The following is a 15,321-nucleotide window of genomic DNA, read 5'->3' on the forward strand; positions in this document are numbered from 1 at the left end:
CACGCCCTTCCATTCCCCGCTGCGCACGCGGTTTGCGAAGTCCGCCATGCGCGAGAGCACCTCCTGCACGTCGTCGTCGACGTTCTGTCCGTCGACGACGAGCGCCGGCTCGGCGCCGGCCGGACGCCGCAGGGCGGTGTGCAGTACCGCGCGGTCCTCGGTCGTGTTGATGTGCTCGCCGGCGCGCATCGCGGCGTAGCGCTCGGCGACGCCGGTCTGTTCGGCGAGCTTCACGAGCGAGGCGAGGATCTCGTCGGTGACGAGGTTCTTCGACAGGTCGACGTGCAGGTCGGCGAGCGGGAAGCTGAGCTTTCCGACACGGTCGTCGTCGGCGGCGAACCAGCCGCGCAGATCGGGGTCGAACGAAGCGCGGTGGGCGTCGAGCTCAGCCCATGCGGAGGTGCCGGTCGGATCGATGGGAGCAGTCACGCCCCTACCGTAGCGCGGCGGCTCGGTCGTGGTCGGCCGAACGTCACCGGTTCGCAACTCCTCAAGAATCGGGCCGGAAGTGCCACAGCCGCGCCGCACGGCGGTGCGGCTGCCCACTCTTGAGGAGTTGCGAACACGCGGACCCGGCATGGGGTCGCTCGCCTCCGCGGCGTCACGCGCCGAAGGACTGCGTGCCGACGACGGAGAGCAGGCGAATCTTCTCGCCGTCGTCGCCGCCGGGCTCCGGAGTGAGCACGAGCAGGGCCTGCGAACGGTCCTCGGTGAACAGCACCTGACAATCGACCTCGATGGCCCCGACCTCCGGGTGCAGCACCGTCTTGTGATCGGCGAAGCGCCGCGCCACCACCTGCTGCTCCCACAGCTCGCGGAACTCCGCGCTGCGCGTGGTGAGCTCCGCCGCAAGTTCTCCCGCTCGGGAGCGGACCCCCATCTCGCCCACGGCGGCTCGCAGGCCCGATACGAGCGCGCGGCTCTGCTGCGGGTGGTAGCTCTCGGGGTAGTGCGCGCGAGCATCCTCGACTCCGGCGAACCACCGGTACGCCTCGTACCGGTTCCACCCGGTCTCGGCCACATGGTCGCCGAAGAGCGCCACAGCCAGCGCATTCTGCTCGAGCGTCTCGCCGAGGGTCGAGATGATGAGCGCCGGGGTGTCCTCGAGCCGGTCGAACACGCGCCGGAGGGCGGGGGAGACATACGCGGATGCGGTGCGCCGGTCGGGCGCGGCATGCCCGGCCACGCGGAACAGGTAGTCGCGCTCGTCGGCGGTCAGACGCAGCGCGCGGGCGAGGGCGGCGAGCATCTGCGTGCTCGGCTGCGGACCGCGCCGCTGCTCGAGCCGCGTGTAGTAATCGGTCGACATCGTGGCCAGCTGCGCGACCTCCTCGCGACGCAGCCCCGGGGCGCGCCGCCGCGCGCCGGCACCCAACCCGACGTCGGCCGGCTGCAGCGTCTCCCGGTGCCGGCGCAGGAACTCCGCGAGCGCATCCCGATCCATGTCCCCATCCTTCCTCGCGCCACCGGCTCTATCCAGGGATCGTCGATCCCCCGATGACCGCTCTCTGGTCGGCGCTGACCGGCCCGCGAAGACTCGTCCCATGCGAATGAGCGGAAACACCATCTTCATCCCCGGCGCGACGAGCGGCATCGGGCTGGCCCTTGCCGAACGATTCCACGCGGCCGGCAACACCGTGATCGTCGGCGGTCGCCGCCGGCACCTGCTCGACGAGATCGCCGCGGCCCACCCCGGCATCGACACCGTCGAGATCGACACGGCCGACGCCACCTCCATCGCGGCGGCGAGCGCGGATGTCATCGCGCGACATCCCGACCTCGACGTCGTGATCGCGATGGCCGGCATCATGCGTGCCGAGGGCTGGACCCACCCCGACGGCTTCGTCTCCTCGGCCGAGCAGATCGTCACCACGAACGTGCTCGGCCCCATCCGGCTGATCGGCGCCCTCATCGAGCATCTGCGTGCCCAGCCGGATGCGACGATCATGACCGTCTCGTCGGGCCTCGCCTTCGCGCCGCTGCGCGCGACCCCGAGCTACAACGCCTCGAAGGCGGCCATCCACATGCTGAGCGAGTCGCTGCGCCTGCAGCTTGCCGACACCTCGGTGCGCGTCGTCGAGCTCGAGCCGCCGGCGGTCGCCACCGACCTCATGCCCGGTCAGCGGCAGAGCCCGATCGCGATGCCCCTGGCGGAATTCGTCGACGAGGTCATGTCGATCCTCGAGGCGGAGCCGGATGTCACCGAGGTGCAGGTCGAGCGCGTGAAGTTCCTGCGATACGGCGAGCAGCGCGGCGACTACGCCGACGTGGTGGCGACGCTGAACGCCACCGATCCGCACGCCTGATTCGCGCAGCCGTCACGCTGCGCAGCTGCCCCCTGCGGTTCGCAACTCCTCAAGAATCGGGCCGGAAGCGCCACAGCCGCGCCGCACGGCGGTTCGGGTGCCCACTCTTGAGGAGTTGTGAACGGGCGCACAGGGCCACCCGCGCCGCGACAGCCGCAGCGGCGCCCGCCACGCCCGCAGCAGCAGCCGCAGCCGCTCCCGCGACGCCTCCCGCGATGCCCGGGCTCAGGCGCAGCCGCAGCTGCCGCCGAGCTGGAGGGCGACGGCGACGGTCACCGTGCGCGGCGCGACCGAGCCGTCGCCGGGGTCGGTGAGCAGCAGATGGGCGGCGAGGCGGCCCATGAGCTCCATCGGCTGCCGCACCGTGGTGAGCGTCGGGGTGGATGTGCGCGTGGCCTGGATGCCGTCGAATCCCGCGATCAGCACGTCGCGCGGCGCCTCGACACCCCGCTCGCGCAGCGCATCGATGACCGCCAGCGCGGTCTGGTCGGTCGCGCAGACGAGCGCGTCCGGAAGCGACCCGGCATCGGCCCGCTCGAGCAGGGCGGTGAAGACGGGGTCGACGCCGACGTCCACCGGGTCGACCAGTTCGCCGGTCACCCCCGTGTGGGCGGCCACCGCGGCGTCGAAGGCGTCGCGGCGCTGGCGGGGATCCCAGCCGTCGGCCGCGCCCACCCACCCGAGGCTGCGCGCGCCGTGCACGGTGACGAGATGATCGACGAGGGAGCGGATGCCGCCGACGTTGTCGGCGAGCACGTGGTGCCCCGGACCGCCGCCGCTGGAGACCATCACCACCGGCACCGAGGAGCCCAGCGCCGCCGTCGGGGCGAGGCCGACGTGGCCGGGGAGGATGGCGAGCCCGTCGACCTGACCGGCGGTCTCGGCGATCTCGTTCGGCCCGGTGCCGCCGCGTCGCAGCAGCACGCCGGTGGTGTTGCGACGGCATTCCAGCACGAACCCGCGCTGCACCTCGTCGACGTAGAGCGGGAAGACCTTCGGCTCACTGGCGCGCGCGTCTTCGGCGGCATCCCACTCCAGCACGGATGCGCCGAGGTCGAGCGTCGACAGATCGACGAGACCCTCGTCGGCGGCCGGTGTTCCGGGTGCGACGTCGAGCAGCAGGTCGAACAGGTGCAGGCCGAGCACCCCGGTGCGGCCACGCGCGAGGTTGCGGGCGGAGCCGCTCGGCACGTACCCGATCTCGCGTGCTGCCCGCAGCACGACCTCGCGCGTCTCGGTGCGCACCTTGTCGGGGCGGCGGAACGCGAACGACACGGTCGCGATCGACACGCCGGCCCGCTCCGCGACGTCGTAGACGGTCGGTCGGCTCGTGGGCATGTGCTCCTCGCTCTCCTGGGAGATCCTACTGACGTGCCGTCACCGGCTCCGGGGCCGCCACCGGCTCCGGGGCCGGCGCCAGCGGGCGCAGGCCGAAACCGCGCGGGAAGAGGGGGTCGGCGGTGCCGTCGGGAACATCCGTCGCCGACGCGCGCACCGCATCCATCGACCGGGGGATCTCCACCGGCAGCACGCCACGGGGCGGGATGCGGCCCGACAGGGCCGCGAGGACGGCCTCGTCGGAACTGCCGTAGTCGGCGACGAGGGCGGATGCGATCGGCAGCAGCGGGGTGAGCACGGCCGGGCGGTCGAGGTTCACGACGATCACGAGCGGCGCGCTATCGGCGATGCGCGCGAGACGCACGGCGAGTCCGGGCGGGAACTCCAGCGACCCCTGGTGGAACCACTTCTCCAGGAACAGGTCGTCGCGCGGGTCGAAGGGCGCCCCGATCCGCACGATCGCGACATCCGCGTCCTCGGGTCGCGCGGCGCGCTCGCCGTACGCGGCGAGGGCAGGATCGGTGAGGCCCTCGGCGTAGATCCGCGCGCCGGGTGCGGCGAACAGCGGCAGCGTCTCCTCCCGGTCGACGAGCACGGTGACCGACTCCGCCTGAGCCCGTGTGCCGACCTCGCGGAAGGCGGCGTTTCCGACGATGCGCTCCGCGGCGTCTTCGTCGACATAGGGGTCGTCGAACAGGCCGAGCTGGAACTTCACCAGCAGGATGCGCCGCACCGACGCATCCAGGCGCTCCTCGGCGACGGCTCCCGAGCGTACGAGGTCGAGCAGCAGGTCCACGCACTCCTCGCCGCCGAACTGGTCCACGCCGGCATCGAGCAGCATGCGCATGCGCCCCGTCGCGTCGAGGTGCTCCACACCCCATGCGCGGGCGGGGAGCACCTGGTCGCCGACGTGGTTGTCGTTGACGAGCTCCCAGTCGGTGACCACGACGCCGTCGAAGCCGAGCTCCTCGCGCAGCAGGTCGGTGACGATCTGCCGGTTGTAGGCGAACCCGACCTCGTCGATCGCCCGCCCGTCGCGCTCGACGCCGACGGGCATGCCGTAGTACGGCATCATGCCGGCCGTACCGCGGCGGATCGCCTCGCGGAACGGGGCGAGGTGGTACTCGAACATCCCACCCGGATAGTCCTGCTCGCGGCCGTACGGGAAGTGCGCGTCCTCGCCGTCGCGCTGGGGGCCGCCGCCGGGGAAGTGCTTCGTCGTGCACGCGACCGACTGCGGCCCGAGCGCGTCGCCCTGGAAGCCCGCGAGATACGCGGCCGTGATCTGCGACACGCGCTCGGCGTCGTAGCCGAACGTCTGCGCCTGGCGTCCCCAGCGGGGCTCGGTCGGCAGGTCGATCTGCGGGTGCAGCGCCGCACGGATGCCGACGGCGCAGTACTCCTGCCGGGCGATGTCGGCGAAGGTGCGGATGACCTCGAGGTCATCGAGGGCCGCGAGGCCCATCGGCTCCGGCCACTGCGAGAAGGGCCCGGCCGAGAAGGCGACGCCGGTGTTCTCGACGAATGCGTGCCGCGGGTCGGTGCTGATCGTCACGGGGATGCCGTGCGGCGTCTGCTCGGCCAGCCGCTGCAGGTTGTTGCTCCAGCGGGCGCCGGCCCGTGCGGTCGGGATGTGGTGCACGTTGAAGTGACTCATCCCTTTGCCGAGGATCACCGTCGAGGTCGGCGACTTCGAGATCGCTCCGGGGGTCTCGAGCAGGTCGCCATCGTCGCCGAGCTCGATGACCGTCTGGAACATCAGGCCCGCCTTCTCCTCGAGCGACAGGCGCGCCAGCAGGTCGGCGGTGCGTTCTTCCGGCGTGAGGCGAGGGTCCTCGTAGGGGTCCATCACCCCGTTGCCGTTGAGGTCGCGGAACCGGGTGCCGTCGGGTGCGGTCGAGAGGGTGGGCTGCATCGGAAGGGCTCCAGAGAGGGGTCTCGGGTCGGAAACAGGGATGCGCGGCGCGGCCGGGCCGGTCACTTGAGGCCGGTGGTCGCGACGCCGCGGATGAACCAGCGCTGCAGGAACACGAACAGCACGATGATCGGGGTGATCACCAGCACGGACCCTGCCAGCAGCAGCCCGTAGTTCGTGGCGTTCTGCCCGGTCGAGTACAGCGACAGGGCCACCGGGAGGGTGTACATCTCCTCGGTCTGGGCGGCCACGAGCGGCCACAGGAAGTTGTTCCACGACGACAGGAACGTGAGGATGCCGAGGGTCGCCAGCGGCGGACCGCACAGCGGCATGACGATCCGCGTGAAGATGCGCCACTCGCCCGCCCCGTCCAGGCGCGCCGCCTCCAGCAGCGGCTCGGGGATGCCGAGCATGAACTGCCGCATGAGGAACACGCCCACCGGGGCGGTGACGAACGGCAGGATCAGCGCCGGGTAGGTGTTCACCAGGCCGAGGGAGGAGACCATCACGAACAGGGGGACGAAGGTCACCACGCCCGGCACCATGAGGGTCACCATCACCAGCAGGAACAGCAGGCGCTTGCCGGGGAACTCCATCTTCGCGAGCGCGTATCCGACCATCGAGCAGAACACGAGGTTGCCGAGCACGGTGAATACCGCGACGATCGCGCTGTTGGCGAAGAACTGCCAGAAATCCAGCGGTCCGAACCATGCGGCGAAGTTCTCCAGCGTCGGGTTCTGCGGCAGCCATGTCGGCGGGCGCTGCAGGATCTCGCCCTGTGTCTTGAGGGACCCGAGCAGCATCCATACGAACGGGATGAGCCACAGCACCAGCCCCACGGTGAGCACCGTGTAGGTGAGGGCGCGGGGTCCGAAGCCACGGCGCCGGCGGCGGCGGGGCGGGGTGGGGGATGCGGCCGTGGCGGCATCCACGGGACGGTCGAGGACGGTCGTCGTCATCGGTTCAGTCCTTCGAACGGAGCAGGCGGAACTGCAGCAGGCTCAGCAGGGCGATCGCGAGGAAGAGCACGTAGCTGGCCGCCGAGGCGAGGCCGTACTCGCCGAATCCGAACTGCTGGTAGGTGTAGTAGGCGACCGAGAGGGTCGAGTCGAGGGGGCCGCCGCGGGTCATCACGAACGCCTCCTCGAAGAACTGCAGGTAGCCGACCGAGATGAGCACGGCGCCCAGCAGCAGGGTGGGGCGCAGCAGGGGGAGCGTCACCGACACGAGGCGTCGCCACGCGGATGCGCCGTCCATCGTGGCCGCCTCGTTGACGTCTTCGGGCACGGCCTGCAGGCCCGCCAGGAAGATGATCATGAGGGTGCCGACGTTGCGCCACACGGCCATGACGATGAGCGAGGGCAGTGCCCACGTCGTGTCGTTCAGCCAGTTGGGACCCTCGATGCCCACGAGCGCGAGGGCGGAGTTGAGCAGCCCGTCGGGAAGCAGGATGTAGCGCCAGACCACGGCCACGGCGACGATGCTCGTGACGACGGGGGCGTAGTAGCCGACGCGGAAGAACGACACGATCTTGCCGCGACCGCTGTTGAGGGCGAGCGCCAGCGCGAGGGCGACGACCATGGTCAGCGGGATGCCGACGAGCACGAACACCGCCGTCACGCGCATCGAGGTGAGGAACCGCGGATCCTGGAACAGCGTGAGGTACTGCTCGAACCACACGACGTTCACGGCGAACGGGCTCTGGATGTCGCGCGAGGTGAAGTCGGTGAACGACATCGCGAACGACCCGATGATCGGGAAGAGCATGAACACCGCGAAGACGGCGACGAAAGGGAGTGCGAAGCCCCAGGCGATGAGGGCCTGACGCTTGCGCTGCCGATCGTGCAGCCCGCCCTTGCGGGTTCCCGGGCTCCCGGAGCCCGTGCGGGCCCCGGGAGCGACGAGTGTCGAGGTCGACATGGGTCAGGTCACTCCAGGCCGATGGCGTCGGCGTCTGCCTGAAGGGTGGCGAGCACGCCGGCGACGTCGCCGTCGCCGCGGCGGAGCTGCTCGAGCGCCTGGTCGCCCTTGGCGGCCACCTGCACCCAGCTGGTGGTGACCGGCGGGGCCTTGGCGGTTTCGAGCTGTGTGCCGAAGGTCTCCAGGCTCGCGTCGTCGGCAAGCGCCGGGTCGTCCCAGGCCGACTGCGCGGCGGGCAGGTCGCCGGTGGCCTCGTAGAACGCGACCTGCGTCTCGGGCTGGCTCAGCCAGTCCACGAGCTTCCACGCCGATTCGACGTTGTCGCTGCCGTCGAACACGACGAGGTTCGCGCCGCCGCTGAACGACACCGACTCCTCGTCGGCGGGCAGCACGGCGGTCGCGTACTGTTCGGCGAACTCCTCACCGGCGGCGAGTTCGAGGGAGCCGCGCAGGAAGGGGCCCTCCACGACCATCGGGGAGACGCCCGAGACGAACTCCGACTCCGTCGCGCCGGATGAGAAGTCGGCGTTCGGGTCGGCGAGGCCCTCGTCGAAGAAGCTCTGGTAGTACTCCAGTCCTTCCGCCATCTCGGGGGTGTCGAGGGTCCAGGCGTCGCCGTCGGTCAGTTCCGCGCCGGCCGACCACGGCATCCACATGGAGCCCTGGAACGAGTCCGCGCCCGCGGGCAGGCGGATGCCCCACTCGCTGCCGGCCTCGGTCTGGAGGTCCGAGGCCATCTGCTTCAGGTCGTCCCACGTGGTCGGGGCCTCGTCCCATCCGGCCTCGGCGGCGAGGTCGGTGCGGTAGTAGAGCACGCGGGTGTCGACGTACCACGGCACGCCGGCGGCGCGCTCGTCGAACTCGGTGGTGCTGACGGCGCCGGGGAAGAAGTCCCCGGTGTCGATCTCGTCGGGGACGGTCGCGAACGCGTCGCCGAAGTCGGCCATCCACGTCGAGCCCATCATGGCGACATCCGGTGTCGTGCCGCCGGCGATGGCGGTCTGGATCTTGTTGTGCGCGGCGTCCCACGGCACGGCTGTGACCTCGACGGTCACATCGGGGTTCGCCTCTTCGAACGCCGCGACGAAGTCGGGGAGCGCCTCGCCCTCGGCGCCCATCGCCCACACGGTGATGGTGCCTTCGGCGGGGCTGTCGTCGAGGGTGACGGCCTCTGACGGGCCGGAACCGCCGTCGTCGGCACGTCCGCACGCGGTGAGGGCGAGGGATGCGGCGGTGAGCACCGCGACACCCCCGAGAGCGGTCTTGAGCTTCACGTGTTCCTCCTTGAATCGCGGCTGATCCGACTGTGGATCTATGCGCATAGATTGCGATGGCCTCCAGGAGTCTAAGCGCATAGATCACCGTTGGCAAGGGGTCGCGCCCGTCCATCCCACCGCCCCGCCGCCCGTCCGCCCCGCCGCGCGTCGCCGAGACCCGGGGCTGTGTCCGAAACCCGTGTGTGCGCAGCACCGTCTCGGACGCTTGCCCGGGTCTCGCGCTGACGTGCGGACGCGGGTAGCGCCGTGCGGCGGCGCTGGCGGCCGCGCCGGCGGACCGCGTGGCGGGCTAGGAGCGGAAGTAGCGGCTGGCGGAGCTGGTGTAGAGCAGCAGCAGTCCGATCAGCGGCAGCACCGACCCGAAGATCCCGGCGAGCAGCCCCTCGCCGCTGAAGATGCCGATGATCTCGAGCGCGATGTTGATGACGAAGACGACGGTGGCGATGATGCGGGCCGTGTTGTTGCCGCGCCACAGGCCGACACCCACGGCGAGGGTGACGACGCCGACGACGAGGCTGATCCAGGCGAGCAGCGCCGACGGGGTGATGAGCAGTCCGCCGAGGATGCCGAAGATCGCCCCGATGATCTGGAAGAACCCGACGAGCCAGGCGACGATCGCGACGAGGGTGACTCCGAGAGGACGGTTCATGCCTCACACGCTAGCGGGGCCGGGTCGGGTTCGCACGTGCCGTGGCTCTGCGGCATCTCATAGGAATCTCCCCGGGCGAATCACGGGTCGATGAGGCAGGGTGGAGGGGTCGGCTCGCCGGCCGGCATCCCCCCTCCCAAACCTCGCTGGAAGGTTCCGCATGTCCGACGACGTCCGACACGATGCATTCGACGAGCTTCTGTCTTCGCAGAACGAGCAGGGCGGCGGGTCAGGTGAGGGCGGGAACGCGTTCACCGTCGCCTTTCGCGGATACGAACGCCGCGAGGTCGACGACGCCATCGGGGAGTTGACGGCGCGCGTGCAGCGCTATCAGAACGAGCTCGCCGCCACCGAGCAGTCGCGTCGCGACTCGCTCGACGAGATGCGCGCGGAGCAGCAGGCCGAGATCGAGAAGCTCGTCGCAGACAACGCCGGGGCCCTCGACAAGCTGCGATCGGAGCAGCAGGAGGCGCACGCGCAGCTCGAAGCCGACCTGGCCGCGGCGACCGCCCAGCTGGGCGAGGCCGAGACGAAGGTGACGGCGCTCACCTCGGAACTTGCCGGCACTCCCGTCGAAGAGGGTGTCGCCAACGACCGCGAGCAGTTCGAGGCTGTGCTGCGTGTGGCGGAGGAGCAGGCGAGCCTGCTGATCCGCAACGCCGCGTCGCAGGCCGAGCGCCTGCTCGAGGCCGCACGCGAGCAGGCTGAGGGCGTGCGATCCGAGGCGAAGACCGATGCCGCGACGATCGTCGAGAAGGCGCAGCACGACTCCGACCAGAACCGGCTGCGCATCGACACGGAGTACACGGCGCACGAGGCACGTCTCGAGCGGGAGGCCGCGCACGCGACCGAGAAGGTGCAGCAGGCCGAGCGCGAGGCGGAGGCGATCCGGTCCGAGGCTGAGAAGGGTGCGGCGGCGCTGCGGGCGATGGTGACCCGCGAGACGACCGACATGCGCACCGAGGCCGAGGCGGCCGTGCGGGAGATGAACGCGCGGGTGCTGGAGTTCGAGGAGACCCTCACGCGGCGGCAGGACGACGCCCAGCAGGAGTTCCTCGTGCTGCACAACCAGGCGGTCTCCCACGCCGAGCGGATCACGTCCGATGCGAACGCGCAGGTGGCGGCATCCCTCGAGCACGCGCAGCGCATCTCGAACAAGGCCGAGGACTACGAGCGCCTCATGCGCGCTCAGGCGCAGCAGATCGACGCCGATGCGCGGATGAAGGCGCAGCAGACCATCGACCGCGCCCGGGAGAAGGCGCAGAAGATCGTCGACACCGTCACGGGACACAGCAACGACGTGCTGCGCGACGCCGAGGACCGTGCCCGGCAGCTGCGCTGGCAGCAGCAGCAGATGACGAGCTTCATGGCCGAGGTGCGCGAACTCATCCGTCCTGACGGGCTCAAGGTCGCGGATGCGGCCCCCGCTGAGGGTTCGGATGTTGCCGAGGCGCCGCGGAGTGTCGAGAAGTCGGGCACCGTCGAGGTTGCGGAGGCGTCCGACGAGTCGGCGGACGACGACGCTGCAGCCGGCGACGACGAGCTCGGTCCCGGCGAGCAGGCGAAGGGCGCCGGTTCCGGAACGGCGCGCTGACGTCTTCCTGGTGCGTGTCTACCCGCACCGTCGTGCCCCAATTCAGGCTGAGAAGGTCTCACCAGCCCGCATTCGGCTTCGCGAGGCCTTCGCAGCCTGCGTTAGGGCACGTGGGTAGTGGTGGATTAAGGGCACATGCGGATGGTGGTGGATTAAGGGCACGTGGGCGGTGGTGGCTTGCGTCCCGGGTGACATGGCGGTTGCGGAGGCGGTGGCTGCTCGTGTCCGAACCCGGCGACGCGGCCGTTGCCGTGTCCACACCGCCGGTGCTTGGGGCCGGGTGCCGACTCACCCACGGATCCGGTCCTAACTCAGGCTCAGCGCGTGCCTGAGGCTGCCCGACGGGCCCGCCACCTAGCTCCAGCCTGAGTTAGGGCACGTGGGCAGCAACGACTCCGTCCGGGCGGCCCCGGGTGTCCCCGGGCGGCCCCGGGCGGCCCCGGGTGTGCGGTCAGGGGCGGCCCATGCCGTGGTACTCGAAGCCGGCGCTGCGCCAGGCGGTGGCGTCGAGGCAGTTGCGGCCGTCGATGACGATCTTGCCGGTGACGAGGGTGGCCGCGTGGGCGGGGTCGAGGTCGCGGCGCCATTCGTCCCATTCGGTGACGACGATGACCGCGTCGGCGCCGGTGAGGGCCTGGTCGCGGTCTTCGACGTAGTCGAGCTGGGGGTGGATGCGGCGGGCGTTCTCGATCGCGGCGGGGTCGGTGACGGTGACCTTCGCGCCCAGGCCGTGCAGGCGCACGGCGACGTCGAGGGCGGGGGAGTCGCGGATGTCGTCGGAGTGCGGCTTGAACGCGGCGCCGAGGACGGTGACGTTCTTGTTGTAGACGGTGCCGCCGAGGGCGGTGACGGCGAGGTCGACGGCGCGGTCGCGTCGGCGGAGGTTGATCGCGTCGACCTCGCGGAGGAAGGCGACGGATTCGCCCTTGCCGAGTTCTTCGGCGCGGGCGCTGAACGCGCGGATGTCCTTCGGGAGGCAGCCGCCGCCGAAGCCGATGCCGGCGCCGAGGAACTTGCGGCCGATGCGGGCGTCGTGGCCGATCGCGTCGGCGAGGGTGGTGACGTCGGCTCCGGTGACTTCGGCGATCTCGGCCATGGCGTTGATGAAGCTGATCTTCGTGGCGAGGAACGCGTTGGCGGAGACCTTGACGAGTTCCGCGGTGGCGTAGTCGGTGACGATGAAGGGCGTGTCCTTGGCGATCGCGGTGTGGTACACCTCGCGGAGCACGTCGGCGCAGCGTTCCCCTTCGGTGGTGGGGTGGCCGTCCTCGGACGGCACGCCGGCGACGAGCCGGTCGGGGTCGACGGTGTCTTGCACGGCCCAGCCCTCGCGGAGGAACTCGGGGTTCCACACCAGCGTCGCGCCGGTCTCGGCGACACGGCCGGCGAGGTTCGCGGCCGTTCCGACCGGAACGGTCGACTTCCCCGCGACGAGGTCGCCCTCGGACAGGTAGGGCAGCAACCCGTCGACGGCGGCGTTGACGTAGGTGAGGTCTGCCGCATACCCACCGGCCTGCTGCGGCGTGCCGACACCGATGAAGTGCACCTTCGCACCCTGCGCGGCGGACATGTCGGTCGTGAACGACAGACGCCCGGATGAGATGCCCTCGGTGAGGATCTCCTGCAATCCCGGCTCGAAGAACGGAGCGTCACCCTTCGACAGTGACGTGATCTTCCGCTCGTCGACATCGATCCCGACCACCTCGTGGCCGATCGAGGCCATCGCCGCCGCGTGCACCGCACCCAGGTACCCGCAACCGATCACCGAAAGACGCATGAAACCCCCATGAGAGAAGACAGACACTCTGTCTTACCAGACAGACGTTTCCACTCTGTCACGCCTCCCGCACGGCTCACGCCTTCCGCACGGCTCACTCCTCCCGCACGGCGCGGAGCACCACATCCTCCACGTGGTGGCCGCTGGCGGCTCCGGCCGGTCGCGGCCGGGTCTCGTGTACCTCGATGCGCCAGCCGCCGGTCGACGCGAGCGCAGCGGCGATCTCGTCGACGCCGACGTAGGCCGCCGGATCGAAGATGGGCGTGTGCGCGGCCGGGTCGCTCTGCTCGAGCACCCACGACGGCTCGTGCGCGACGACCAGCAGCGTGCCCCCGGGCGCGACGGCGCCGAGCAGCGCGTGCAGGCCGCGGCCCTCGGGTGTGCGGGTGAACGATCCGTACTGCAGTGAGACGAGGTCGAATTCCTCCGTGCCGTACGGGTGGATGCTGTTCGCATCGACGTGCAGGGTGCGCACGTCGAGCCCGCGCCGTGCCGCCTCCTCGTCGACACGCCGGAGCGCGCGGGACGAGACGTCGGATGCGGTCACGTGCCATCCTCGCTCGGCGAGCCACAGCGCATCCGCCCCTTCGCCCGTGCCGACATCGAGCGCGCGACCGGGGGCGAGATCGGATGCTTCGGCGACGAGCGCGCCGTTGGGGTTGCCGCTCCAGACGCGCTCGCCGGCGTAGCGGTCGTCCCACTCCGCTTCCACGCCGGAGGGACGGGCGCCGGTAGCGAGGTCGTCGCCGGCGAGGCTGAACGCGATCTGTGCGCCGACGAAGCTGCCGTTCGCAGCCGCCGGCAGCACCTGCAGGCTCGGGTCGGCGACGTTGCCCGCGGCGAAGACCCCGTCGACGGCGGTGCGTCCGGTCGCATCCACCGCGAGCGTCTCGCCGAGGCCGCTCGGGTGAGGTGCCGCCTGCAGGCCGAGGCCGGCAAGCATGCCGATCCGGGCATGAAAGCGCGAGCCGGTGAGCACGGCGTCGGCAGCGAGCACCCGGCCGTCAGCGAGCTCGATGCCGAGGGCGCCATCGGCGTCGGTGACGCGCGAGACGGTGGTCTCGACGACGGGAACCCCCGACGCCGCGAGAGTCCGCAGGGCGTCGCGGTCGATGCCCGTCCCATCATGCACGACGACGGTGAGCCGGTCGGTGAGGTGCCGCATGAGCGGTGTGGGATGCAGCCCCATCGGCGTCGTCACGATCTGCACCACCCGCTGATCGCGCACCTCCCAGCCGTGGCAGAAGGGGCAGTGGATGACCTCGCGTCCCCACCGCTCGCCCAGCCCGTCGATCTCGGGAAGCTCGTCGGTCAGGCCGGATGCGACGAGGACGCGTCGCGCCAGCAGCGCGCTGCCGCCGGAGAGCTCGAGGCGGAAGAGGTCGCTCTCGCGCCGCACATCGAGCACGCGTCCGGACAGCACTTCGCCGCCGTAGGAGCGGACTTCCTCGCGGCCGATCGTGCGCAGCTCGGCGGGCGGTGCGCCCTCGCGCCCGAGGTAGCCGTGCATGTGAGCGGCGGGGGCGTTGCGTGCCGTGTCGTCGTCGACGACGATGACCGACCGGCGCTGGCGGGCGACCTGCAGCGCGCCGGCGAGGCCGGCGGCAGACCCGCCGATGACGGCGACGTCGCAGCGGCGCGTCATCGCGGGCGGGGTGTGCGCGGCGGCACCGTGTGCGGCGGCGTTGTGCTGATCGTGGTGGTGGCCCATGTCGACAGCGTAGGCTCGGCTGGCGTATTCAGGATGCTCACTTGCACTATTCGCAAGGAGCGCGCATGCTGGTCCCATGGTGACCGCCGACGTCGAGAAGCTCGCCCGCGCGCGCCTGCGCAGCATCCGCACCACCCTCGGCTATTCGCTCGATGAGATCGCCGCGCGGAGCAATCTCAGTGCGTCGACGATCAGTCGCATCGAGACCGGCAAGCGCACGCTGAGCCTTGACGTGCTGGTGCCGCTCGCCGGCGCGCTGCAGGTGAGCCTGGATGCCCTCTTCCACGCCGACGATGATGACGACGTCGTGATCCGTCCCACCCAGCATCGTGCGGGCAATCGCACGACGTGGGCGCTGAACCGCGTCGACGGGCGCACCCTGGCGATGAAGATGCGGCTGGAACCCGAAGCCGCGCTGCCCGCACCCCGCGTGCATCCGGGATACGACTGGTTCCTCGTGCTCGAGGGTCGCGTGCTGCTGCAGCTGGGGGAGCGGCGGATCGAGGTCGGTGCGGGGGAGGCGGCGGAGTTCTCGACGATGACGCCTCACGCGATGACCGCGATCGACGCGCCCGCCGAGCTCGTCATGGTGTTCGACCGCGAGGGTCAGCGCGCGCACCTGCACCGCTGACTTCGTGTCGGGCCGCGTCACAATCCCGCACGGCGGCCCGCGGTTCGGGCACAGTAGGGATGCCGCCCGATCGGGCGGATTCGCATCCGATCTCTTGGGGGATATCCGTGACCAACGTTCCCGCCTCGCCGTCGCTGTCGCAGCCGCTCTACGGTGCGTCGTTCGGGCAGGCCTTCACCCGCTTCTGGAAGAAGTACGCGACC

12 protein-coding genes and 1 pseudogene are annotated in these 15,321 nt (G+C 70.7%); 3 read left to right on the forward strand and 10 right to left on the reverse strand.

Annotated elements, in window-relative coordinates; genetic code table 11:
• Both B4E30_RS13875 and B4E30_RS13880 read right to left on the reverse strand, forming a co-directional pair.
• A pseudogene (locus tag B4E30_RS13875) lies at nucleotides 1–429 on the reverse strand (glucose-6-phosphate isomerase); the annotation flags it as partial.
• 172 nt (nucleotides 430–601) lie between these two features.
• The gene (locus tag B4E30_RS13880) at nucleotides 602–1,444 is read right to left on the reverse strand and encodes a helix-turn-helix transcriptional regulator (RefSeq protein ID WP_286795645.1); all 843 of its coding nucleotides are present in this window, start codon (nucleotides 1,442–1,444) and stop codon (nucleotides 602–604) included.
• Between the two features lie 100 nt (nucleotides 1,445–1,544).
• Between B4E30_RS13880 and B4E30_RS13885 the strand changes: the two genes are divergently transcribed.
• Nucleotides 1,545–2,306, forward strand: coding sequence for an SDR family oxidoreductase (locus B4E30_RS13885; RefSeq protein ID WP_286795646.1), 762 nt, complete (start codon nucleotides 1,545–1,547; stop codon nucleotides 2,304–2,306).
• 225 nt (nucleotides 2,307–2,531) lie between these two features.
• Here B4E30_RS13885 and B4E30_RS13890 read toward each other — a convergent pair whose 3' ends face one another.
• From B4E30_RS13890 to B4E30_RS13915, 6 genes are all read right to left on the reverse strand, one after another.
• Nucleotides 2,532–3,644: a LacI family DNA-binding transcriptional regulator gene (locus B4E30_RS13890; RefSeq protein ID WP_286795647.1), complete on the reverse strand. Its 1,113-nt coding sequence runs from the start codon at nucleotides 3,642–3,644 to the stop codon at nucleotides 2,532–2,534.
• A gap of 25 nt (nucleotides 3,645–3,669) precedes the next feature.
• Nucleotides 3,670–5,559 (reverse strand): glycoside hydrolase family 3 protein, encoded by a 1,890-nt coding sequence (locus B4E30_RS13895; protein WP_286795648.1) that lies wholly within the window; start codon nucleotides 5,557–5,559, stop codon nucleotides 3,670–3,672.
• Between the two features lie 62 nt (nucleotides 5,560–5,621).
• Complete coding sequence (locus tag B4E30_RS13900) at nucleotides 5,622–6,518, reverse strand: carbohydrate ABC transporter permease (protein WP_286795649.1); 897 nt, start codon at nucleotides 6,516–6,518, stop codon at nucleotides 5,622–5,624.
• Between the two features lie 4 nt (nucleotides 6,519–6,522).
• The gene (locus B4E30_RS13905) at nucleotides 6,523–7,479 is read right to left on the reverse strand and encodes a carbohydrate ABC transporter permease (protein ID WP_071045604.1); all 957 of its coding nucleotides are present in this window, start codon (nucleotides 7,477–7,479) and stop codon (nucleotides 6,523–6,525) included.
• A gap of 8 nt (nucleotides 7,480–7,487) precedes the next feature.
• The gene (locus tag B4E30_RS13910; protein WP_286795650.1) at nucleotides 7,488–8,753 is read right to left on the reverse strand and encodes an extracellular solute-binding protein; all 1,266 of its coding nucleotides are present in this window, start codon (nucleotides 8,751–8,753) and stop codon (nucleotides 7,488–7,490) included.
• Between the two features lie 292 nt (nucleotides 8,754–9,045).
• On the reverse strand, nucleotides 9,046–9,405 hold the full coding sequence (locus B4E30_RS13915; protein WP_286795651.1) for a hypothetical protein: 360 nt from the start codon (nucleotides 9,403–9,405) through the stop codon (nucleotides 9,046–9,048).
• Nucleotides 9,406–9,565: 160 nt separating this feature from the next.
• On the opposite strand from B4E30_RS13915, the gene B4E30_RS13920 reads away from it, so the two are divergent.
• On the forward strand, nucleotides 9,566–10,999 hold the full coding sequence (locus B4E30_RS13920) for a cell division initiation protein (RefSeq protein ID WP_286795653.1): 1,434 nt from the start codon (nucleotides 9,566–9,568) through the stop codon (nucleotides 10,997–10,999).
• Between the two features lie 451 nt (nucleotides 11,000–11,450).
• Here the strand turns inward: B4E30_RS13920 and B4E30_RS13925 are convergent, their stop codons facing one another.
• Nucleotides 11,451–12,776 (reverse strand): UDP-glucose dehydrogenase family protein, encoded by a 1,326-nt coding sequence (locus B4E30_RS13925; protein WP_286795656.1) that lies wholly within the window; start codon nucleotides 12,774–12,776, stop codon nucleotides 11,451–11,453.
• A gap of 94 nt (nucleotides 12,777–12,870) precedes the next feature.
• Nucleotides 12,871–14,487 carry a bifunctional NAD(P)/FAD-dependent oxidoreductase/class I SAM-dependent methyltransferase gene (locus B4E30_RS13930; RefSeq protein WP_286795658.1) on the reverse strand — a complete coding sequence of 539 codons (1,617 nt, stop codon included), beginning with the start codon at nucleotides 14,485–14,487 and terminating at the stop codon, nucleotides 12,871–12,873.
• Nucleotides 14,488–14,563: 76 nt separating this feature from the next.
• On the opposite strand from B4E30_RS13930, the gene B4E30_RS13935 reads away from it, so the two are divergent.
• Nucleotides 14,564–15,118, forward strand: coding sequence for a helix-turn-helix domain-containing protein (locus tag B4E30_RS13935; protein ID WP_286795660.1), 555 nt, complete (start codon nucleotides 14,564–14,566; stop codon nucleotides 15,116–15,118).
• Nucleotides 15,119–15,321 lie beyond the last annotated feature (203 nt).

Source organism: Microbacterium sp. UBA3394 (genome assembly GCF_002358725.1).
In the GTDB taxonomy this organism is placed as follows: domain Bacteria; phylum Actinomycetota; class Actinomycetes; order Actinomycetales; family Microbacteriaceae; genus Microbacterium; species Microbacterium luteum.